Annotated in this window: 21 protein-coding genes; 15 read left to right on the top strand and 6 right to left on the bottom strand. The window is 66.8% G+C overall.

What is annotated here, in order from left to right:
• Window positions 1-7: 7 nt before the first annotated feature.
• The 4 genes from LH19_RS12265 to LH19_RS12280 form a co-directional block, all read right to left on the bottom strand.
• The gene (locus LH19_RS12265) at window positions 8-2,536 is read right to left on the bottom strand and encodes a TonB-dependent receptor (protein ID WP_082395631.1); all 2,529 of its coding nucleotides are present in this window, start codon (window positions 2,534-2,536) and stop codon (window positions 8-10) included.
• Between the two features lie 170 nt (window positions 2,537-2,706).
• Window positions 2,707-4,044, bottom strand: coding sequence for a sensor histidine kinase (locus LH19_RS12270; RefSeq protein ID WP_054728290.1), 1,338 nt, complete (start codon window positions 4,042-4,044; stop codon window positions 2,707-2,709).
• Window positions 4,041-4,706 carry a response regulator transcription factor gene (locus LH19_RS12275; protein WP_054728292.1) on the bottom strand — a complete coding sequence of 222 codons (666 nt, stop codon included), beginning with the start codon at window positions 4,704-4,706 and terminating at the stop codon, window positions 4,041-4,043. Before LH19_RS12275 ends, LH19_RS12270 begins: the two co-directional genes overlap by 4 nt.
• Window positions 4,706-5,026, bottom strand: coding sequence for a PepSY domain-containing protein (locus tag LH19_RS12280; protein WP_054733460.1), 321 nt, complete (start codon window positions 5,024-5,026; stop codon window positions 4,706-4,708). Before LH19_RS12280 ends, LH19_RS12275 begins: the two co-directional genes overlap by 1 nt.
• A 136-nt stretch (window positions 5,027-5,162) precedes the next feature.
• On the opposite strand from LH19_RS12280, the gene LH19_RS12285 reads away from it, so the two are divergent.
• The gene (locus tag LH19_RS12285; protein ID WP_205626798.1) at window positions 5,163-6,398 is read left to right on the top strand and encodes a histidine-type phosphatase; all 1,236 of its coding nucleotides are present in this window, start codon (window positions 5,163-5,165) and stop codon (window positions 6,396-6,398) included.
• Window positions 6,399-6,695: 297 nt separating this feature from the next.
• A complete protein-coding gene (locus LH19_RS27985) occupies window positions 6,696-6,992 on the top strand; it encodes a hypothetical protein (RefSeq protein WP_201258428.1) in 297 nt (98 codons plus the stop codon).
• Between the two features lie 75 nt (window positions 6,993-7,067).
• On the opposite strand, the gene LH19_RS12295 is transcribed toward LH19_RS27985, so the two are convergent.
• Window positions 7,068-7,403: a hypothetical protein gene (locus LH19_RS12295; protein ID WP_062912884.1), complete on the bottom strand. Its 336-nt coding sequence runs from the start codon at window positions 7,401-7,403 to the stop codon at window positions 7,068-7,070.
• Between the two features lie 74 nt (window positions 7,404-7,477).
• A complete protein-coding gene (gene serB / locus LH19_RS12300; protein ID WP_054728299.1) occupies window positions 7,478-8,362 on the bottom strand; it encodes a phosphoserine phosphatase SerB in 885 nt (294 codons plus the stop codon).
• On the opposite strand from serB, the gene miaA reads away from it, so the two are divergent.
• From miaA to LH19_RS12365, 13 genes are all read left to right on the top strand, one after another.
• Window positions 8,361-9,320 (top strand): tRNA (adenosine(37)-N6)-dimethylallyltransferase MiaA, encoded by a 960-nt coding sequence (gene miaA, locus LH19_RS12305; RefSeq protein WP_054728301.1) that lies wholly within the window; start codon window positions 8,361-8,363, stop codon window positions 9,318-9,320. The two genes, serB and miaA, sit on opposite strands and share 2 nt — an antisense overlap.
• 74 nt (window positions 9,321-9,394) lie before the next feature.
• Window positions 9,395-11,149: a biosynthetic-type acetolactate synthase large subunit gene (ilvB, locus tag LH19_RS12310; protein ID WP_054728302.1), complete on the top strand. Its 1,755-nt coding sequence runs from the start codon at window positions 9,395-9,397 to the stop codon at window positions 11,147-11,149.
• 4 nt (window positions 11,150-11,153) lie between these two features.
• Window positions 11,154-11,669, top strand: a complete 516-nt coding sequence (gene ilvN / locus LH19_RS12315; protein WP_054588253.1) for an acetolactate synthase small subunit — start codon at window positions 11,154-11,156, stop codon at window positions 11,667-11,669.
• A gap of 124 nt (window positions 11,670-11,793) precedes the next feature.
• Window positions 11,794-12,828, top strand: a complete 1,035-nt coding sequence (gene ilvC / locus LH19_RS12320) for a ketol-acid reductoisomerase (protein WP_054728304.1) — start codon at window positions 11,794-11,796, stop codon at window positions 12,826-12,828.
• 49 nt (window positions 12,829-12,877) lie between these two features.
• Window positions 12,878-13,480: a DUF6151 family protein gene (locus LH19_RS12325; protein ID WP_054728306.1), complete on the top strand. Its 603-nt coding sequence runs from the start codon at window positions 12,878-12,880 to the stop codon at window positions 13,478-13,480.
• Window positions 13,481-13,496: 16 nt separating this feature from the next.
• Window positions 13,497-14,633 carry an 8-amino-7-oxononanoate synthase gene (locus LH19_RS12330; protein WP_054728308.1) on the top strand — a complete coding sequence of 379 codons (1,137 nt, stop codon included), beginning with the start codon at window positions 13,497-13,499 and terminating at the stop codon, window positions 14,631-14,633.
• A complete protein-coding gene (gene bioD / locus LH19_RS12335) occupies window positions 14,630-15,241 on the top strand; it encodes a dethiobiotin synthase (protein ID WP_054728310.1) in 612 nt (203 codons plus the stop codon). Before LH19_RS12330 ends, bioD begins: the two co-directional genes overlap by 4 nt.
• Window positions 15,242-15,335: 94 nt before the next feature.
• Window positions 15,336-16,586 (top strand): adenosylmethionine--8-amino-7-oxononanoate transaminase, encoded by a 1,251-nt coding sequence (locus LH19_RS12340; RefSeq protein ID WP_054733466.1) that lies wholly within the window; start codon window positions 15,336-15,338, stop codon window positions 16,584-16,586.
• Window positions 16,587-16,664: 78 nt separating this feature from the next.
• A complete protein-coding gene (locus tag LH19_RS12345) occupies window positions 16,665-17,009 on the top strand; it encodes a GIY-YIG nuclease family protein (RefSeq protein ID WP_054728312.1) in 345 nt (114 codons plus the stop codon).
• 195 nt (window positions 17,010-17,204) lie between these two features.
• Complete coding sequence (locus tag LH19_RS12350; RefSeq protein WP_054728313.1) at window positions 17,205-17,630, top strand: hypothetical protein; 426 nt, start codon at window positions 17,205-17,207, stop codon at window positions 17,628-17,630.
• Window positions 17,631-17,683: 53 nt separating this feature from the next.
• Window positions 17,684-18,319, top strand: coding sequence for a YceI family protein (locus LH19_RS12355; protein ID WP_054728315.1), 636 nt, complete (start codon window positions 17,684-17,686; stop codon window positions 18,317-18,319).
• A gap of 98 nt (window positions 18,320-18,417) precedes the next feature.
• The gene (locus LH19_RS12360) at window positions 18,418-18,927 is read left to right on the top strand and encodes a rhodanese-like domain-containing protein (protein WP_054728317.1); all 510 of its coding nucleotides are present in this window, start codon (window positions 18,418-18,420) and stop codon (window positions 18,925-18,927) included.
• Window positions 18,928-18,994: 67 nt separating this feature from the next.
• Window positions 18,995-19,357, top strand: coding sequence for a hypothetical protein (locus tag LH19_RS12365; protein ID WP_054728319.1), 363 nt, complete (start codon window positions 18,995-18,997; stop codon window positions 19,355-19,357).
• Window positions 19,358-19,412: the final 55 nt, after the last annotated feature.

Here is a 19,412-nt window from a genome sequence, read left to right on the forward strand (position 1 = left end):
CGCAAAATCAGAATTTGAACTGCACCCCCGTCTTCACCGAATAGCCATAGCGCTCGACCTCGTCGATCCGCGACGGGATGCCCTGGAAGACGCGGTACGGCTCGTCGTTGAGGTTCGATCCTTCGAGGAAGATCGTGACATGCTTGACGATGTCATACCCGATCCGCGCATCCCACTGATTGAAGGCGCCGACATACAGGTCGGTGTCGCGATCCTCGCCAGGTTCGAGCAGATAGGCCGAGCGGTAGGTATAGGCGATGCGCGCCGACAGCCCGCCCTTTTCGTATGACAGGAACGCCGACGCCACCCGGTTCGACTGGCTGGCCAGCGGCAGCCGCTCGTCGCCGCGACCGGGGATGCCCTTGGCGCGCGATTTGACGAAGGTGATGCTGCCCCCGAGGCTGAACCCGTCGAGCGGCGACGGCAGGAAGCTGAGTTCAGTCTGCGCGTTGATTTCGACGCCCTTGACGAAGGCGCTGTCGGCGTTGACCGGCATCGTCACCTGCGCATCGATCAGGTCCTGCCCGGCAAAGGTGCCGCTCTGCACCGTCGTCGCCGAATAGATCGGGTTCTCGATCGTCTTGTAGAAGCCCGCGACGCTGATGATGCCCTTGCGGCCGATATAGAATTCGCCGGCAAGGTCATAGTTGGTCGAGGTGAGCGGCCGCAGGCCCGGATTGCCCTGCTCGACCTCGTTGTCGCCGGTGTTGACGATTGTCGTCGGCGCCAGTTGCTCATAATTCGGCCGCCCGATCGCCCGCGTCACCGCGGCGCGGAAGACCAGCGACTGCGTCGCGTCCCAGCGCAGGTTCAGCCCCGGGAACCAGTCGGTGTAGCTTTGCGACCCGAAGCTGTCGTAATCCTTGTCCAGATCGTCGACGGTCGAGGAATCGAGCACCGCCTTCGCGGCATAATTGCTCTTCGTCTTCTCCATGCGGACGCCCGGGATCGCGGTGATCTGGCCGATCTTCAGCGTCGCCATCGCATAGGCGGCAAAGATCTTCTCGCGGATCAGATAATCGCCGGCCAGGCTGTCGCCGACGGTGCCTTCCTCGTCGAGCTCGAAATCGTCGAAATTGGAATCGAAGAAATCGTCGGCGCTCGGGCGGCTGATGATCACGCCGAACGGATAGCGGCCCTTGAAGATGCTGCCGATCGACCCGCCCTCGACCTGGTCGAGCGTGAAGTCGCCGTCATAGCCGTCATAGACCGACGCCTCGATATTGTTGGTCTTGCGGCGGCTGGTATATTTGGCGCCGACCTTGATCGAACTGTCGTCGCCGATCGCGATCGGGGTGCGGAAGTCGGCGCGGAACTGGTACAGATCCTCGCGCGCCCGGCGGTTTTCATAGCTCGTCTCGTCGAATTCATAGATCGACGGGTCGAACGCGCTGGCGTCGGGGCGGAAGATCGGGATGCCGTCCGACAGGTCGTACGAACCCGACACGCCCTCGCCCTCGAACGAGATTTCGTCGCGATGCGGGTCGCGCTTGTTGGCGCGGGTATAGCTGCCCTCGATGCGCAGCCAGCTCGGGCCAAGGTCGAACTCGCCGCCCAGCGACCCGGTCAGCGTGTCCGAATCCTCCTGCCGCGAGCGCAGCGCGCGCGCGACATCGGCTTCGGCGAAATCGCCGCCGGCCGCGGTCTGGTTGGTGATCTCGTCCTCGTCGAGCTCGATCGTGAAGCCCGGCCGCGATTCCTTGTCCTTATATTTCGAATAGAGGAAGCGGGCATAGGTCTTCACCGCGTCGGTCGGCCGCCAGTCGAAATTGGCGACCGCGCCGTAACGCTGGCGCCGCGTGTGATAATCGCGGATCGTCTGTTCGAGCGGGATGAACTGACCGTTCACTTCTTCCCAGCTCCCGCCCGACTGGACGTTCTCCGCCTCGAACTCGCGGTTCGAATAATTGACCGCCAGCACGACGCCGAACTGGCGGTCGGGGCCAAAGCGTGTCCCGATCGACGCGTCGAGTTCATAGGGATGCTTGCCGTTGAGGTCGTATTTGCCATAGGCGCCGCGCAGGCTGCCGAAGGTGCCCGGACGGTCGAAGGCCGACACCGTCTCGATATTCGCGGCGCCGGCGATCGCGTTGGCATCCATGTCGGGGGTCAGCGTCTTCGACACCGTGATCGCGCCGATCAGCGCCGACGGGATGTCGTCGAGCTTCACCTGCCGCGAGTCGGGTTCGGGCGCGGCGGCGGTCTGGCCGTTCAGCGTGACGTTGAGCAGGTCGGGCGAGACGCCGCGCACGGTCAGATAACGCCCTTCGCCCTGATCGTTGGCGACGCTGAGGCCCGGCAGGCGGCGCAGCGTTTCGGCGACATTCTGGTCGGGCAGCCGGCCGACGTCGTCGGCGCGCACTTCGTCTACCTGCGTGTCGGTGTTGCGCTTCGTCTCCAGCGCCGCGCGATCGGCGGCGCGGCGGCCGCTGACGACGATCGTATCGTCGTCGCCCGCCGTATCCTGTGCCCAGGCGCCCGCAACCGGAACCGCCAGACATGTCGTGAGCAAAAGCGCCCGTCCGAACCGTGTCATCTACTGCCTCTCCTCCCCGGCACGGCTCCTCTGCCGCGCTCGTTGATGACAATAATGACACAATTATTCTATATTGCAAGAGAAATAGAATATATCTTGCACAATGGACGTTCCAACCGCGCGGGAACGCGGCGCAAACGCACCGTCCTGACATGGCGCTGACAGGAAGTTCAGGCGGATAGCGCCCACGCGACGCGGACCTCGAGCCCGCCGAGCGATGACCGGGAGAGCGTCAGTTCGCCGCGCGTCGCCTCCGCCAGTTCGCGTGCGATAGCGAGGCCGAGGCCATGCCCCTCCTCCCCCGAGTCGAGCCGCGCGCCGCGCAGGATCGCCTCGCCGCGCTGCGCGCTGTCGAGCCCCGCCCCGTCGTCGCCGACCACCAGCGCCAGCGCGCCGTCGCCGCTTTCGACCGCGACATGGACGAGCCGGCGGGCATGGCGCGCGGCATTTTCAAGCAGCGGGCCGAGCAGTTCGGCGGCGTCGTCGCTGGCCAACGGCAGCGTCGCATCCTCGGCGCAGGCGAGCGAAAAGGCGACGCGCTCGCCCGCCTCGGTCTGTTCGATCACCGCGACGATGCGCTCGATCAGCGGCAGCGCGACAGTGCTGCGTCCTTCATGGACCAGGCTGATCCGCGTCCGCGCCAGCTCGCCGTCGATCGCGGCGCGCATCGCGGCGATCGACGAATCGAGCCCGTCGGCGATGTCTGCGGCGCCACCCTCGCGCATCCGCGCGCTCTGCGCCGCGAGTGCCGCGAGCGGCGTTTTCAGCCCGTGCGCGAGGTCGGCGGCGCGGCGGCGCGCCCGCACCAGATCGGCCTCGCGCGCATCGGCGAGCGCATCGATCGACGTGGTGAGCGGCGCGAGTTCGCGCGGATAGGCTCCGCCGAGGCGCGCCGACGCGTCGCGGCTCAGTTGCTCGATCTCCTGCCGCACCCGGCGCAGCGGCCGCAGCCCCAGCGAAACCTGCGCCCAGGCGGCGAGCGCCAGCACCGCCCACAGCAGCACCATGAACAGCGCCATTTCGCGCCCGAACTCGCGCTGCGCGGGCGCCAGCTTGGCCAGGTCGTAACCGAGCTGAACGATCACCGGCGGTTCCTGCGGCTGCAGCCGGATCGCGCGTTCCATCAGCAACAGCCGTTGCCCGAACGGGCCGTCGGCGCGGCGCAGGCGCCACGTATCGGCGGGCGCCGTCGCGGCGCGCGGCAGGCGGCTGTCCCACAAGGATACCGAGCGGATCGTCCCGGCGCCGGTCGACGCCTGCCAGTAGAGCCCGCCCGCGGGCACCGCGAAGCGCGGATCGGCGGGCTCCGATCCCGCGACCGGCACCCCGCCCGACAATGTGAGGTCGGCGAGCAGCGGCCGCACCTGCACCAGCAGCTCGTCCTCGACGCGCCGCTCGACATGGCCGTTGAACAGCCATGTCATCGCGAACCAGGCGACGACGAGCGCAACCGCGATCGCTACCCCGGCCCCCGCGATCAGCCGCAGCCGGAGCGAACCGCCGGTCACGCGGCGGCGGCCGGCACCAGATAGCCGAAGCCGCGCCGGGTCTCGATCGTCCCCGCCCCCAGCTTGCGGCGCAACCGCGCAATCAGCGCCTCGATCGCATTGGTGTTTTCGGTGTCGGCGTCGCCATAAAGATGGTCGGACAATTCGGTCGCCGGCACGGCCCGCCCGGCATGATGCGCCAGATAGTCGAGCAGCCGGTATTCGAGCGGCGACAGCTTGACCAGCGCGCCGTCGAGCGTCGCGGTCATGCGGTGCGTGTCGATCCGCACCGGCCCCGCCTGCAGCATCGGGCTCGACCGCCCGGCGGCGCGGCGGATCAGCCCACGCAGCCGCGCGACCAGTTCCTCCATCGCCCACGGCTTGGCCATATAATCGTCGGCGCCGACCTCGATCCCGGCGACCTTGTCGGTCCATTCGCCGCGCGCCGACAGGATCAGGACGGGAAAGTTCCGCCCCGCGTCGCGCCAGCGCTTGATCACCGACAGACCGTCGAGCCGCGGCAGGCCAAGGTCGACGACCGCGACGTCATATTCCTCGACATCGCCGTTGAACCACGCCTGCTGTCCGTCGCCCGCCAGGTCGACGACGAAGCCGGCCGCGGTCATCCCGCGCACCAGTTCGGACGCGACCGCCGGATCGTCCTCGACCACCAATGCACGCATCAATCATCCTCGATCTTGATTACCCGGCCGGTCTTGGCGTCGATTTCGACCTCGCGCACCCTGCCGCTTCCGGTGAGGATTTTCACCTCATATTTGAAACCGAATTTTTCGCGCTCGAGCTCGACCTTCAGCACGTCGCCCGGGACGCGCCCGGTCGCGATCGCAAGGACGCGGGCGATCGGCAGGATCTCCCCACGCGCGAGTGCCGCGCTGGCGGCTTGCTGGTCGGCCCGGTCGTCCTTGTCGCCATAGGCGAACGAGGTAGAAGCGGGAATGGCGAAGGCGGCAACTGCGGCCGCGATGAGGAGGGTCTTTTTCATGCTGCCCTTTTGCCACACCGGCCCTGACATCAAGCTGACACGCGCCCTCCGGCATATTTCTTCCATCGCAAGCATTGATGAAATATATTTTCTGTTATACGGTATGTCGATATATTTATTCCAATGGGAGAGCGAAGTGAAGCGGATATTCCTCCTGTCGACTGCGCTGCTGGCCGCCTGCGCGGCGCCTGCCCCCGGCACCGGCGCCGCATCGCCCGCCGCCGCGCCGGGACCGCTCAAGCTCGAAAAGGTCGTGATGCTGATGCGCCACGGCATCCGCCCGCCGACCAAGGCGGCGGTCGTCCCGCCCGGCTATTCGGACGAACGCTGGCCCGACTGGCCGGTCGACTATGGCCTGCTCACCCCGCGCGGCGGCGCCGGGGCCAGACTGCTCGGCGAAAGCGACCGCTTCTGGTTCGGCGACCGCGGCCTGTTTCCGGACGGCTGCCCCGCCGCGGGGACCATCGTGCTCAAGGCGAGCTACAAGCAGCGGACGATCGACACCGCGCGCAACTGGGCCGCGGGCTTCATGCCCGGCTGCGCCGCCGATGTGGCGCACCCGGCGGGCGCCGACGACGATGCGATCTTCCACGGCCTCGACGGTGCGCCGCCGTCGTTCGACGGCAAGCGCGCCTATGACGCCTCGCTCGCCGAGGCGCCCGAGGGCGGGCTCGCCGCCGACACCGAACGCCATCGCGGCGAACTCACCCTGCTGGCAAAGGTCCTGAACTGCGCCGTCCCCGCCTGCCCGCTCGTTGCCGAGCCGAGCCGGCTGATCGCGCAGCCGCACGACCGTCCCGACCTCGAAGGGCCGCTCGACGTCGGCTCGACCGCCAGCCAGACGCTGCTCCTCGAATATCTCGAAGGCATGCCGATGGAGCAGGTCGGCTGGGGCCGCGTCAGCCGCGCCGAGATCGAACAGTTGTTGCGCTTCCATCCGCTGAAGTTCCGCTACGCCAACCGCCCCGGCTATATCGCCGCCGCCGCCGCTGCGCCCATCGTCGGCGAAATCGTCGCGGCGCTCGGCGATACCAGCCCCGCGCGGCTGACCCTGCTCGCCGGCCACGACACCAATGTCGCCGACCTCGGCGGCTTCTTCGACCTCCACTGGCAGGTGCCGAGCTATCCCGCCGACGAGGTGCCGCCGGGCAGCGCCCTCGGTTTCGAACTGGTCAGCAATGCCAAGGGCGAACGCTATGTCCGCGCCTTCTATCGCGGCCAGACGATGGACCAGCTCCGCAATCTCGAACCGCTCGGCCGCGGCGACGCCCTCTTCCGCCGCTACCTCCCGATCCCCGGCTGCGGCAATTCGGCCGAAGCGACCGCCTGCACCTGGACCGCGTTCACCCGCCTCGCCGCACCGCGGGGATAAGGACAGGCGGTACTATCGCCCTAATCCTCCCTGCGGCGAAGCCGTGGGGAGGGGGACCGCCGCGAAGCGGTGGTGGAGCGGCGGCAACGTCGCGCCATCAGCCCCTCCGTCAGCGCTCCGCGCTGCCACCTCCCCATCGCTACGCGACAGGGAGGATATCTACTCCCTCGTCACCCCGGACTTGATCCGGGGTCCAGCCTCCGGCGCCGCGTGGATGGACCCCGGATCAAGTCCGGGGTGACGACTGTCTGAAATCGACCGATTGCGGACATCAGACCCCTGAGATATGCTCATTTCATGAGCGACGAGAATGATTGGGACGGCGACTGGTACCGGGTGACCAGTGAGACTGAACGGCGAGAGCTTGAAGAAGAACTGGAGCGCGAGCTTAGCGCCGGCCATGTCCTTTACGGCATCAAGGCAACAGCATTGGGGCGTCGATTTCGGCGCGACGATGTTCTTTTTCGGCTCGAAGATGGGCGTGTTGCGCGGCTCCATTTGACGCGTCACAAAGAGACTAATCCGGCATTTCCGACCACCGATGTCTACGGCAGTTATGCCGACTGGGCTGCTCTACCCCTTGAAGATCGCTGACCTAGGTCGTCACTGAGTTTGCGCCGATGACCGAAGGTATTTGCCGGGCTGGCCGAAGTCGTACCGGTCGTGTCGTTATGATTCCTCCGACGCCGCTGCTTTCTCTAAAATTTTCCGAGTCAGATATTCGTAGATGCCGCGCTGGCGCGTGTCATTTTCGACAATGGCAGCTGCCTCTACCATGTAGTCGGTATTCAGGGCAGCATTAGCGTCTGCAACGCCTGCTTTGATCGCCAGAGCAATCTCATCTATCGTTTGGCCGCCGGGATGACTGCACTCTCCTATCGGCGGGAGGACCGTAACGACAAACTCTTGGGGTGCGCCCCGGCCGATCTTCAAACGGAGCATATTGTGGGTAGGACCGGTCACATGCTGGGCTGTGAAAACGCCGTCATTGTCTGAAATATTCATTCGCTCTACCCCCGGCGCCATTTAGCGCATTAATGTCCACCTCCCACCCCAAACACGCCACTCACCGGAACCCCCTACCCCAGCACCCACGACCGCCGCGGATAGCCCTGCGCCCACAGCAGCGCCGTCAGATCATGATGCCGGATCGCCGCCGCCGCCGCTTCGCCTGCCGCCGGGTGCGGGTGATAGCCGATGCCCAGCCCCGCCGCGGTGATCATCGGGATGTCGTTGGCGCCGTCGCCCACCGCCAGCGTTTCGGCGAGCGGCAGGCCGTGCTTCGCCGCCTCGGCCTTCAGCGTCTCCAGCTTCGCGGCGCTGTCGACGATCGGCTCCAGCACCTTGCCGGTCAGCCGGCCGTTCGCGATCTCCAGCTCGTTCGCGATCACCTTGTCGAAACCGATCGCCTCGCCGACCGGGCCGGCAAAGGGCATGAAGCCGCCCGAAATCAGGATCGAATAAGCGCCATGCGCCTTCATCGTCTGGATCAAGGTCCGCGCGCCGCGGGTCAGCCGTACGCGCTCCATCCGGCAATCGACCAAAGTCGATTCAGCCATCCCGCCGAGCAGCCCGACGCGCTCGGCCAGCGCCGCGGCAAAATCGATCTCGCCGCGCATCGCGCGTTCGGTGATCGCCGCGATCTGCGGCTTCAGCCCCGCATAATCGGCCAGTTCGTCGATGCATTCGACGGTGATCATCGTCGAATCCATGTCGGCGATGATCAGTTTCTTGGTGCGGTCGCCGAGCGGCTGGACGACGACGTCGAGCGCGCCATGATCCATTTTCGCCAGTTCGGCGCGCGCGCTCACCAGGCTGCCCTGAAAGACGATATCGGCGGCGTCGCCTTCGTCGAGCCAGTGCGGTGCCCCCACCTCATGTTCCGTCGCGTCGAGCCGGTCGATTGCCTCGCGGACCACCTCGCCCGTCAGCTTTCCGGCTGCTATCAGCGTTGCGACGAACATGGCATCTCCTTCATTCTTTCGCGGCGACCTGCCGCCTGTCGCGCTTATCGCCGGACCCACCGCCAGCGGCAAGAGCGCATTGGCGGTGACGCTGGCAAAAGCCTGTCCCGGCGCCGTCGTCGTCAACGCCGACGCCAGCCAGGTCTATGCCGACCTCGCCATCCTCTCGGCGCGCCCGACGCCCGAGGAGATGGCGGACGTGCCCCACCATCTCTTCGGCCATGTCGACGCGGCCGAGGCGCATAACGCCGCGCGCTGGGCCGACGAGGCCCGCCACATCGTCTCTCACGCGCACGCTGCCGGGAAGGTTCCGATCCTCGTCGGTGGCACCGGCCTTTACCTCCGCACCCTGCTCGACGGCATCGCGCCGGTGCCCGAAATCGACCCCGCGGTGCGCGAGGCGGTGCGCGCGCTGGAGGTTGCCGACGCCCATGCCGCGCTCGCCGCGCTCGACCCCGCCGCTGCGGCGCGGCTGAACGCCGCCGACCGCACCCGCGTCGCGCGCGCGCTCGAAGTCGTCCGCTCGACCGGCCGCACCCTCGCCGACTGGCAACAGGCGCGAGAGGGCGGCATCGCGGGCGCCATCGCCCTCACCCCCTTCGTCCTGCTGCCGCCGCGCGACTGGCTGCGCGCCCGCTGCGACACGCGCCTCGTCGACATGTTCGCGCGCGGCGCGGTCGAGGAGGTCGAAGCGCTGCTGGCGCGCCATCTCGACCCCGACCTGCCCGCGATGCGCGCGATCGGGGTGCCGCAGATCGCACGCCATCTGGCGGGCGAAATCAGCCGCGCCGAGGCGCTCGACCTCACGCAGGCGGCGACCCGCCAATATGCCAAGCGCCAATATACGTGGTTCCGCCACCAGCCTCCGGCGGGCTGGCCGCGCCATGAAGAGATATTATCGGTCGATAACATAAATGAAATAGCAACAATATTACGTGAAAAGCTGTTGACAGGATAGAATCATACACCTATTGCCCGCAACCCTGTTGCAGCGCACAAGCGCTGCGTTTTTGTGTTGGAAGGAGTTTCGTCGTGACGGAAATGAGTGGTGCCGACATGGTGGTTCAGGCGCTGGTCGACCTCGGGGTCGACACGGTGTTCGGCTATCCGGGCGGCGCGGTCCTTCCGATTTACGACGCGCTCTACAAGCATCCGACGATCAAGCATGTCCTCGTCCGCCACGAACAGGCGGCGACCCACGCTGCCGAAGGCTATGCGCGCTCGACAGGCAAGCCCGGCGTCGTGCTCGTCACCTCGGGCCCCGGCGCGACCAACGCGGTCACCGGCATCACCGACGCGCTGCTCGACTCGATCCCGATGGTCGTGCTCACCGGGCAGGTGTCGACCGCGCTGATCGGCACCGACGCCTTCCAGGAATGCGACACCGTCGGCATCACGCGCCATTGCACCAAGCATAATTATCTCGTGATGGATCCCGAACGCCTCGGCCCGATCCTCCACGAGGCGTTCCATATCGCGACCCACGGCCGCCCCGGCCCCGTGGTGATCGACATCCCGAAGAATGTGCAGGTCGCGACCGGCGAATATGTCGTGCCCGAAAATATCCTGCACAACAGCTACCGCCCGCAGGTCGAACCCGACGGCGATGCGATCGCCCGCGCCGTGGCGATGATTGCCGCTGCCGAACGCCCGGTCTTCTATACCGGCGGCGGCGTGATCAACGCCGGTCCGGCCGCCAGCGCCGCGCTGCGCCAGCTCGTCGCGCTCACCGGCGCGCCCGTCACCTCGACCTTGATGGGGCTCGGCGCCTTTCCGTCGGACGATGAAAAATGGCTCGGCATGCTCGGCATGCACGGCACATATGAAGCGAATATGGCGATGAACCGCGCCGACCTGATCATCGCGGTCGGCGCGCGCTTCGACGACCGCGTCACCGGCCGCCTCGATGCTTTCTCGCCGGATTCGAAGAAGATCCACATCGACATCGACCGCAGCTCGATCAACAAGATCGTGCCCGTCGACCTCGCGATCGTCGGCGACGCCGGCCGCGCGCTCGCGGCGATCGTCGCCCACTGGCAGGCGGCGGGTCACAAGGCGCGCGACCTTGGCGAATGGTGGCGCCGTGTCGACGGCTGGCGCGCGACGCGCTGCCTCGACTTCCCCGAAAAGAAGGAAGCCGACGCCGAAATCATGCCGCAGCGCGCGGTCAGGGCGCTGTTCGACGCGACGCGCGGCCGCGACCCGATCGTCACCACCGAAGTCGGCCAGCACCAGATGTGGGCGGCGCAGCATTTCGGCTTTGCCGAACCCAACCGCTGGCTGACCAGCGGCGGGCTCGGCACGATGGGCTATGGCTTCCCCGCCGCGGTCGGCGCGCAGATCGCCAACCCCGACCGCCTCGTCATCTGCATCGCGGGCGAAGCCTCGCTCCAGATGAACATCCAGGAAATGGGCACCGTCGCGCAGTACCGCCTGCCGGTGAAGATCTTCATTCTCAATAACGAATGGATGGGGATGGTCCGCCAGTGGCAGGAACTGACCTATGAAAGCCGCTATTCGAACAGCTATTCGGACAGCCTGCCCGATTTCGTGAAGCTCGCCGACGCCTATGGCTGGACGGGCCTCCGCATCGACACGCTCGGCGAGCTCGAGGCGGGCATCCAGACGATGCTCGACACGCCGGGGCCGGTGATCGTCGACTGCCGCGTCGCCAAGCTCGCCAACTGCTTCCCGATGATCCCGTCGGGCGCCGCGCACACCGAAATGCTCCTCCAGCCGAGCGACGTTACCGGCACGATGGACGACGAAGCCAAGGCACTGGTGTAACATCATGAAAATCAAGACCGAAGCCGGCGAGCGCCACGTGCTCGCCATCACCGTCGACAACGAGGCCGGGGTGCTCGCCAAGATCACCGGCCTGTTCACCGCGCGCGGCTATAATATCGAAAGCCTGACCGTGGCCGACATCAGTTCGGACCATGCCCTGAGCCGCATCACGATCGTCACCAACGGCCCGCCGCCGATCATCGACCAGATCATCGCGCAGCTCGACCGCCTCGTGCCGGTGCACAAGGTCACCGACCTCACCGACAATGGCGCGCACGTCGAACGCGAGATCGCGCTGGTCAAGGTCGCGGGCACCGGCGACAAAAGGATCGAAGCGCTGCGCCTCGCCGACGTCTTCCGCGCCAAGGTTGTCGACACGACGATCAGCAGCTTCATCTTCGAAATCACCGGCAACAGCGAAAAGGTCGACCGCTTCGTCGCCCTGATGCGCGAATGCGGGCTGGTCGAAGTCGGCCGCACCGGCGTCGTCGCCATCGCCCGCGGCGCGGAGGCGCTTTAGAGTTTAGGCATTGGGTTTCAACTGTCGTCACCCCGGACTTGATCCGGGGTCCCGCTTTTCACCGTTGCTGAGCGGGACCCCGGATCAAGTCCGGGGTGACGAAAGAGAAATAGGGAAGAATGACATGCAGGTTTATTACGATCGCGACGCCGACCAGGATCTGATCATGGGCAAGAAGGTCGCCATCCTCGGCTATGGCAGCCAGGGCCACGCCCACGCCCAGAACCTCCGCGACAGCGGCGTCAAGGACGTCGCGATCGCGCTCCGTCCCGGTTCGGCGACAGCGAAAAAGGCCGAAGGCGCCGGCTTCAAGGTGCTGTCGAACAAGGAAGCGGCCGAATGGGCCGACGTCATCATGGTCGCGGCTCCCGACGAACATCAGGCGAAAATCTATGCCGACGATCTCGGCCCGAACATGAAGCCCGGCGCCGCGCTTGCCTTCGCGCACGGCCTCAACATCCACTTCGGCCTGATCGAGGCGCGCCCCGACATCGACGTCTTCATGGTCGCGCCGAAGGGCCCCGGCCACACCGTGCGCAGCGAATATCAGAAGGGCGGCGGCGTCCCCTGCCTGATCGCGGTCGCACAGGAAGCCAGCGGCAACAGCGGCAACGGCCACGCCAAGGCGCTTGCCCTGTCCTACGCTTCGGCGGTCGGCGGCGGCCGCAGCGGCATCATCGAGACGACCTTCAAGGAAGAGTGCGAAACCGACCTGTTCGGCGAACAGGCCGTGCTCTGCGGCGGCGTCACCCACCTCATTCAGGCGGGTTTCGAAACGCTGGTCGAGGCGGGCTATGCCCCCGAAATGGCCTATTTCGAATGCCTCCACGAAACCAAGCTGATCGTCGACCTGCTCTATGAAGGCGGCATCGCCAACATGCGCTATTCGATCTCGAACACCGCCGAATATGGCGACATCAAGACCGGCCCGCGCATCATCACCGACGAGACCAAGGCCGAGATGAAGCGCGTCCTCGCCGACATCACCTCGGGCCGCTTCGTCAAGGACTTCGTGCTCGACAATCAGGCCGGCCAGCCCGAGCTGAAGGCGAGCCGCAAGGCCGCCGCCGCGCACCCGATCGAAAAGACCGGCGCCGAACTGCGCGCGATGATGCCGTGGATCGCCAAGAACAAGCTGGTCGACAAGAACGTCAACTGACGCGTTCGGGTCGCTTTCGCAATCGCGGGTAAGGGATTAGGGAGGGGCCATGGCCGCCGACCTTTCCTTTGCCTGCGCCTGCGGGACGGTTTCCGGAACGCTGCTCGGCGCCGGTCCCGATCAGGGCGATCACATCATATGCCATTGCACCGACTGTCAGGATCTGACGCATTATCTCGGCCACGCCGGACGGGTGCTCGACGACCATGGCGGCACGTCGCTGTACCAGTCGCAGTGCGCGCGGATGCGGATCGACACCGGCCGCGACCGCCTCGCCTGCGTCCATATGACCGACAAGCCGACGCTGCGCTGGTATGCGTCCTGCTGCGGCATGCCGCTGTTCAACAGCTACGCCAACGGCCGCATTCCCTATATCACGACGCAGGTCGCAGCCTGCGACCCGAGCGCGCGCGCCGCGCTGCTCGGCCCGCCGCTCGGGCACCTCTTCACGCAGGACGGCATCGGCGACACGAGCGCGCTGCCGAAGATGAGCATGGGCCGGTTGATGCGCCGCTTCTTCCCGCGCATGGTCCGCGACATGATTTCCGGCGATCGCCGGCGCTGCGCCCTGTTCGACGCCGCCACGCTCGCGCCGATTGCGCCGCCGCGCCGCCTGACCGCCGCAGAGCGGCAGGCCGGGCGCCGCGGATGACGAGAGAGAAAGCTGCATGACCACCCCGCCCTTCGCCGCGCACCGCGCCGACCTCGCCGGGCTCGCCGCCGACAATCGCCGCCGCATCCTCGCACCGCGTGCCGGGGTCGATTTCGCCTCGAACGACTATCTCGGCCTCGCGGGCTCGGCCGTCCTCCGCGACGCGCTCGCCGCCGGGATCGCGCAGGGCCTGCCCGCCGGATCGGGCGGCTCGCGCCTGCTGCGCGGCAACCACAGCGAACATGAAGCGCTCGAGGTGCACGCCGCGCGCCATTACGGCCACGAAGCGGCGCTGTTCTTCCCGACCGGCTTCGCCGCCAACGCCGCCTTTTTCGCGACGCTGCCGCAGCGCGGCGACCTGATCGTCCATGACGAGCTGATCCACGCCAGCGCCCACGACGGGATGAAGCTCGGCCGCGCCGCGCGCGTCGCCGCCGCGCACAACGATCCGCAGGCGTTCGACGATGCGATCGCCGCATGGCGCGCCGCGGGCGGCACCGGGACGCCGTGGATCGCGGTCGAAAGCCTCTATTCGATGGACGGCGACCGCGCCCCGCTGACCGAGCTCGCCGCCGTTGCCGACCGCCACGATGCCGTCCTCGTCGTCGACGAAGCGCATGCGACCGGCGTCTACGGCCCCGCCGGACAGGGGCTCGCGCACGCCCTCGAACGCCGCGACAATCTCGTCACCCTCCACACCTGCGGCAAGGCGCTCGGCGTCGAAGGCGCGCTGCTCTGCGCCCCTAACATCGTCCGCGACTTCATCGTCAACCGCGGCCGCCCCTTCATCTTCTCGACCGCGCCATCGCCGCTGATGGCGTGGCTCGTCCGGCAGGCGCTCGAAATCGTCGCGACCGAGCCCGAACGGCAGGCGCGCCTGCTGTCGCTCGTCCGCCACGCCGAAACGCGCCTCGCCACGCTCGGCCTGCCGCCCAGCGGCAGCCAGGTGCTGCCCGTCGTCATCGGCGACAATGCGCGCACGATGCGCATCGCCGGTGCGCTCCAGCAGGCGGGCTTCGACGTCCGCGGCATCCGCCCGCCCACCGTGCCGCAGGGTACCGCGCGGCTCCGCATCGCGATCACCCTCAATGTCGGCGAGGCAGAGATCGACGCGATGACCGACAGTCTCGCCGCGGCGATGGCCGCGGCATGACCCGCCGCTTCGTCGTCACCGGCACCGACACCGGCATCGGCAAGACGGTCTTTTCGGCGGCGCTCGCCGGGGCGCTGGGACTGCCATACTGGAAACCGATCCAGTCGGGCCTCGAGGAAGAGACCGACAGCGAAGCCGTCGCCCGCCTCGCGCGCGTGCCCGTCCATCCCGAGGCGTATCGCCTCGTCACCCCCGCCTCGCCGCACCTTGCCGCCGAAATCGACGGCGTCACCATCGACCCCGACCGGCTGACCCCGCCCGGCGGCGACCTCCTCGTCGAAGGCGCCGGCGGCGCGCTCGTCCCGGTCACCCGCTCGATCCTTTACGCCGACCTGTTCGCGCGCTGGCAAATCCCCGTAATCGTCTGCGCGCGCACCAGCCTCGGTACGATCAACCACAGCCTGATGACAATCGAGGCGCTGAAAGCGCGCGGCGTACCGATCCACGGCGTCGCCTTCCTCGGCGAAGCGGTGGAGGACAGCGAGGCGATCATTGCCGACATCGGCGGCGTGCGGCGGCTAGGCCGCCTGCCGATCGTCGATCCGCTGACGCCGGACAATCTCGCCGCCGCTTTTACCGCCAATTTCGATTTGACCTGTTTTCAATAGACACTCGTCATCCCGGCGAAGGGTGATCAGAGGCACGTGACTCTGATCACCCTTCGCCGGGATGACGAAATTGGGTAAGGCCTAAGCGATGACGATGAACCAATCCCCCGTCTGGCACCCCTTCACTCAGCACGGTCTCGGCGACCCGACCCCGCTCATCGACCGCGCCGCGGGCGCGTGCCTTTACGACGCCGACGGCAATCGCTGGATCGACGCGATATCGAGCTGGTGGGTCACCACCCACGGCCACGCCCATCCGCGCATCATGGCGGCGATCCGCGCCCAGACCGAAAAGCTCGACCAGCTCATCTTCGCCGGCTGGACGCACGAACCCGCCGAAACGCTCGCCGCCGAACTGATCCGCATCACCCCCGCCCCGCTCACCCGCGCCTTCTTCTCGGACTCGGGCTCGACCAGTGTCGAGGTCGCGCTCAAGATGGCGCTCGGCTACTGGTATAATATCGGCGAGCCGCGCCACCGCATCCTCGTCCTCGAACACAGCTATCACGGCGACACCATCGGCACGATGTCGGTCGGCGAACGCGGCGTCTACAACCGCGCCTGGCAGCCGCTGCTGTTCGACGTCGGCACCATCCCTTTCCCGCACGAGGGGCAGGAACAGGCCACGCTCGACGCGCTCGAAGCCGCTTGTTCACAGAAACCGGCCGCCTTCATCGTCGAACCGCTCATCCTCGGCGCCGGCGGCATGCTGATCTACCCCGCATGGGTGCTCGCCGAAATGCGCGCCATCTGCGCGCGCCACAATGTCCTGTTCATCGCCGACGAGGTGATGACCGGCTGGGGGCGCACCGGCACCCGCTTCGCCTGCGACCAAGCGGGGGTCATCCCCGATATCGTCTGCCTGTCGAAGGGGCTGACCGGCGGCGCGATCCCGCTTGCCGTCACTCTCTGCACCGATCCGGTTTTCGACGCCCATTATTCGACCGACCGCGCCCGGACCTTCTATCATTCGTCCAGCTACACCGCGAACCCGATCGCCTGCGCCGCCGCGAACGCCAATCTCGAAATCTGGCGCGACGAACCGGTGCAGGCGCGCATCGACGCGCTCGCCGACGCGCAGGCGGCGCATCTCGCACTGCTCGCCGCCGATCCGCGCGCGCGCAGCCCCCGCCGCCTCGGCACCATCGCCGCGGTCGACATCGTGGTACCCGACAACGGCTATCTCTCGACCTTCGCGCCGCGCCTGATCGCCTTTGCCCGCGACCACGGCGTCCTCCTCCGTCCGCTCGGCAACAGCGTCTATGTGATGCCGCCCTATTGCATCGCCCCCGACGAGCTTGCGCAGGTGTGGGACACGATCAGGGCGTCGCTCGACGCATTGTGAGGGGCGGGTTTCAGCGGATTACGATCCCATCGTCACCCCGGGCTTGACCCGGGGCCCGCCTTATCTTTTCATGCGACGATGGAGCGTTATCCCTGCGTTTATATTCTGGCGCGTTCCTCGCACGGCACGCTCTACACAGGCGTTACCTCCAACCTCGTCCAGCGTATTCATCAGCACCGCGAGGGGATGTTTAAGGGCTACACCAAGGACTATGCGATCAAACGGCTCGTCTGGTTCGAACGCCACGAAATGATGGACTCGGCGATCTTGCGCGAAAAGCGGATCAAACGATGGCTGCGGCCGTGGAAATACGATTTGATCAACGCGGTGAATCCGACTTGGCGCGATCTTGCCGAGGATTTGGGATTTGATCCCTTACCGCTGAATCCAAGGAAGGCGGGTCCCGGGTCAAGCCCGGGATGACGGAGACGCAAAGGTCCAGCACTCTCAACCCCCATCCGACCCCCGCCCTTCACCACACCCTTGGTTTCGCGCAATAAATCCCCATCTATACAAAACCGCACCGCACCCCTCTTCGCATGCGAAGGTTCGGCTTAGGTTCATCTGGCCGGGCTAGCGTGGTCCTCGGGGAATGGTGCGAGGGAATGACGAACGACGATGAAAATGCCTGCCCGCCTCCTCTTCCCGCTACTCGCGGCTGCGGCGTTCGCCGCCCCGGCGCACGCCGACCCCAGCCTTGCGCAATCGGCGGAGCCGCCCGACAAATTCTCCTTCCTCATCACCTATGGCGCCGACCAGTGCCCCGAATCGTCGGGCGAAGAGATCGTCGTCTGCGCGCAGGAGCCCGAAACCGAACGCTACCGCGTCCCCAAACCGCTGCGCGAGGAATTGAAGGAAGACGACGCGCCGATGGGCGGTAGCTGGGCCTCGGCGGTCGAGGGTTACGACAGCATCGCCCGCACGACGCGCCCGAACAGTTGCTCGGCGGTCGGCAGCTACGGCTTCACCGGCTGCACCGCCGCCGCGATCCGCCAGTGGTTCGAGGAACGGCGCCTCTACGCGCAGCAGCAGGGCAAGGATTGACGCCGCGCCGTTCGCGGGCCTAGCCTGACGCCTCCCCCAGTCAGGAGTTCGTCATGCGCCTTGTCCTCCCCCTCGTCGCTTTCGCCGCCGCCATCGCGGTTCCCGTCATCGCGCAGAATGCGCCGCAGGTTCCCGGCCAGCCCGACAAGACACGCGTCGCGGCGGGCACGTACGCGGCCGATTCCGCGCACACGATGGTCGTCTGGGAAGTCGATCATCTGGGCTTCAGCAAATATAGCGGCATCTTCGGCGACGTCACCGGCACGCTCGTCCTCGATCCCGCCAATCCCGCCGCGGCGAAGGTCGATGTGACGATCCCGGTCGCCAAGGTCACCACTGCCAACGCCGGCCTCACCGCGCATCTGCTGCGCGCCGGCAAGGACGGCGGCAAGCCCGACTTCTTCGGCGCCGCGCCCGCCGACGCCAAATTCGTCTCGACCAGCGTCGTCCTCGACGACGACGGCGACGAGGCAAAGGTCACTGGCAACCTCACCCTCAACGGCGTGACCAAGCCCGTAACGCTCGACGTCGATTTCCACGGCGCCGGCACGGGCATGACCAAGAAGGAAACCGTCGGTTTCCAGGCCGAAACGACGATCAGGCGCAGCGACTTCGGCATCGCCTACGGCATCCCGATGGTCAGCGACGAAGTCGAACTCGAAATCCACGCGGCGTTCGAAAAGCAGTAAGCGCCTGCCCTCCCCGTCGCGCCGCGGCGGGGAGGGGCATTCATCCCCCAGCCATCGCACCCCGCCTAACCTCCCCGCCATCATCGGGAGGAACCATCATGCGCCGCACCCTGCTTCTCGCTCTCGCGCTCGCCGCCACCCCCGCGCTGGCGCAAGCCAATCCGCAGATCGCCAATCCCCAGATAGATTACCCCGCTTTCCAGCAGCTCACCGCCAGCGTCGCCCCCGAACGCGCGGCGCGCCTGCTCGCCTTCGACCGTTTCAAGGCCGAGGCCGCGAAGCCCGGCGTCCTCCTCCTCGACGCGCGCTCGAAAGACGCCTTCGCCGCCGGGCATATCGCAGGCGCGGTCAACCTGCCGCTCACCGATTTCACCGCCGACAGCCTCGCCGCGGTGATCGGCGCCAACCCCGACCGGCCTATCCTCATCTATTGCAACAATAATTTCGCCAACAACCGCGCCCCGGTGCCGATGAAGTCGCGCGCCCTCGCGCTCAATATCCAGACCTTCATCAACCTCGTCGGCTATGGCTATCCCAATGTCTGGGAACTCGGCGACGTCATCGATTTCGACGATCCCGCGGTCGGCTGGGTCAAGGCGGCCGGCTAGCCGCACCCCAATCTGTCACACGACTCCGCTACCTGTCGGGCGACCCCAGCCGACAGGAGTGAAGGCGATGAGCGAACTGGTACGCGAAATTGTCGAAGTGAACGCCGCGATCAGCGGCGACGAGGAAAATCCCGTGCTGACCGTCGAGGTCGAGGGGCTCGCCCCGACCGCGGGCTGGACCGCCGTCCGGCTCGACCCGCATGTCTATATCACCCCGCCCGAGGACGGTTTTCAGGACTTCGACCTTGTCGGCGACCGCCCGTCGGATGCCGCCGCCGACGCGCTGACCGAGGTCGAGGCCGCATGGGAAGGCCCGCTCGCCGACTGGTGCATCGGCGTCCGCGTCCACGCCGTCGACAATATGTTCGAGGAAGAAGTTTACGAACCGTGGGACGAAGAGGACGACGTCGCCCAGGACGAGGCCGCCTGACCCAACCGCATAACCCGCCGCATAACCCCTGACTTCGCCGGGCCGCGTCTTCCCC

It is taken from the genome of Sphingopyxis macrogoltabida, assembly GCF_001314325.1.
Taxonomy (GTDB): domain Bacteria; phylum Pseudomonadota; class Alphaproteobacteria; order Sphingomonadales; family Sphingomonadaceae; genus Sphingopyxis; species Sphingopyxis macrogoltabida.

Bases quoted from the DNA above. Each gene is read 5' to 3' on its own strand.
- LH19_RS12265 (WP_082395631.1), bottom strand. From the start codon at position 2,536: ATGACACGGTTCGGACGGGCGCTTTTGCTCACGACATGTCTGGCGGTT.
- LH19_RS12275 (WP_054728292.1), bottom strand. From the start codon at position 4,706: ATGCGTGCATTGGTGGTCGAGGACGATCCGGCGGTCGCGTCCGAACTG.
- LH19_RS12280 (WP_054733460.1), bottom strand. From the start codon at position 5,026: ATGAAAAAGACCCTCCTCATCGCGGCCGCAGTTGCCGCCTTCGCCATT.
- LH19_RS27985 (WP_201258428.1), top strand. From the start codon at position 6,696: ATGAGCGACGAGAATGATTGGGACGGCGACTGGTACCGGGTGACCAGT.
- LH19_RS12295 (WP_062912884.1), bottom strand. From the start codon at position 7,403: ATGAATATTTCAGACAATGACGGCGTTTTCACAGCCCAGCATGTGACC.
- miaA (WP_054728301.1), top strand. From the start codon at position 8,361: ATGGCATCTCCTTCATTCTTTCGCGGCGACCTGCCGCCTGTCGCGCTT.
- serB (WP_054728299.1), bottom strand. From the start codon at position 8,362: ATGTTCGTCGCAACGCTGATAGCAGCCGGAAAGCTGACGGGCGAGGTG.
- ilvN (WP_054588253.1), top strand. From the start codon at position 11,154: ATGAAAATCAAGACCGAAGCCGGCGAGCGCCACGTGCTCGCCATCACC.
- ilvC (WP_054728304.1), top strand. From the start codon at position 11,794: ATGCAGGTTTATTACGATCGCGACGCCGACCAGGATCTGATCATGGGC.
- LH19_RS12325 (WP_054728306.1), top strand. From the start codon at position 12,878: ATGGCCGCCGACCTTTCCTTTGCCTGCGCCTGCGGGACGGTTTCCGGA.
- LH19_RS12330 (WP_054728308.1), top strand. From the start codon at position 13,497: ATGACCACCCCGCCCTTCGCCGCGCACCGCGCCGACCTCGCCGGGCTC.
- bioD (WP_054728310.1), top strand. From the start codon at position 14,630: ATGACCCGCCGCTTCGTCGTCACCGGCACCGACACCGGCATCGGCAAG.
- LH19_RS12340 (WP_054733466.1), top strand. From the start codon at position 15,336: ATGAACCAATCCCCCGTCTGGCACCCCTTCACTCAGCACGGTCTCGGC.
- LH19_RS12345 (WP_054728312.1), top strand. From the start codon at position 16,665: ATGGAGCGTTATCCCTGCGTTTATATTCTGGCGCGTTCCTCGCACGGC.
- LH19_RS12350 (WP_054728313.1), top strand. From the start codon at position 17,205: ATGAAAATGCCTGCCCGCCTCCTCTTCCCGCTACTCGCGGCTGCGGCG.
- LH19_RS12355 (WP_054728315.1), top strand. From the start codon at position 17,684: ATGCGCCTTGTCCTCCCCCTCGTCGCTTTCGCCGCCGCCATCGCGGTT.
- LH19_RS12360 (WP_054728317.1), top strand. From the start codon at position 18,418: ATGCGCCGCACCCTGCTTCTCGCTCTCGCGCTCGCCGCCACCCCCGCG.
- LH19_RS12365 (WP_054728319.1), top strand. From the start codon at position 18,995: ATGAGCGAACTGGTACGCGAAATTGTCGAAGTGAACGCCGCGATCAGC.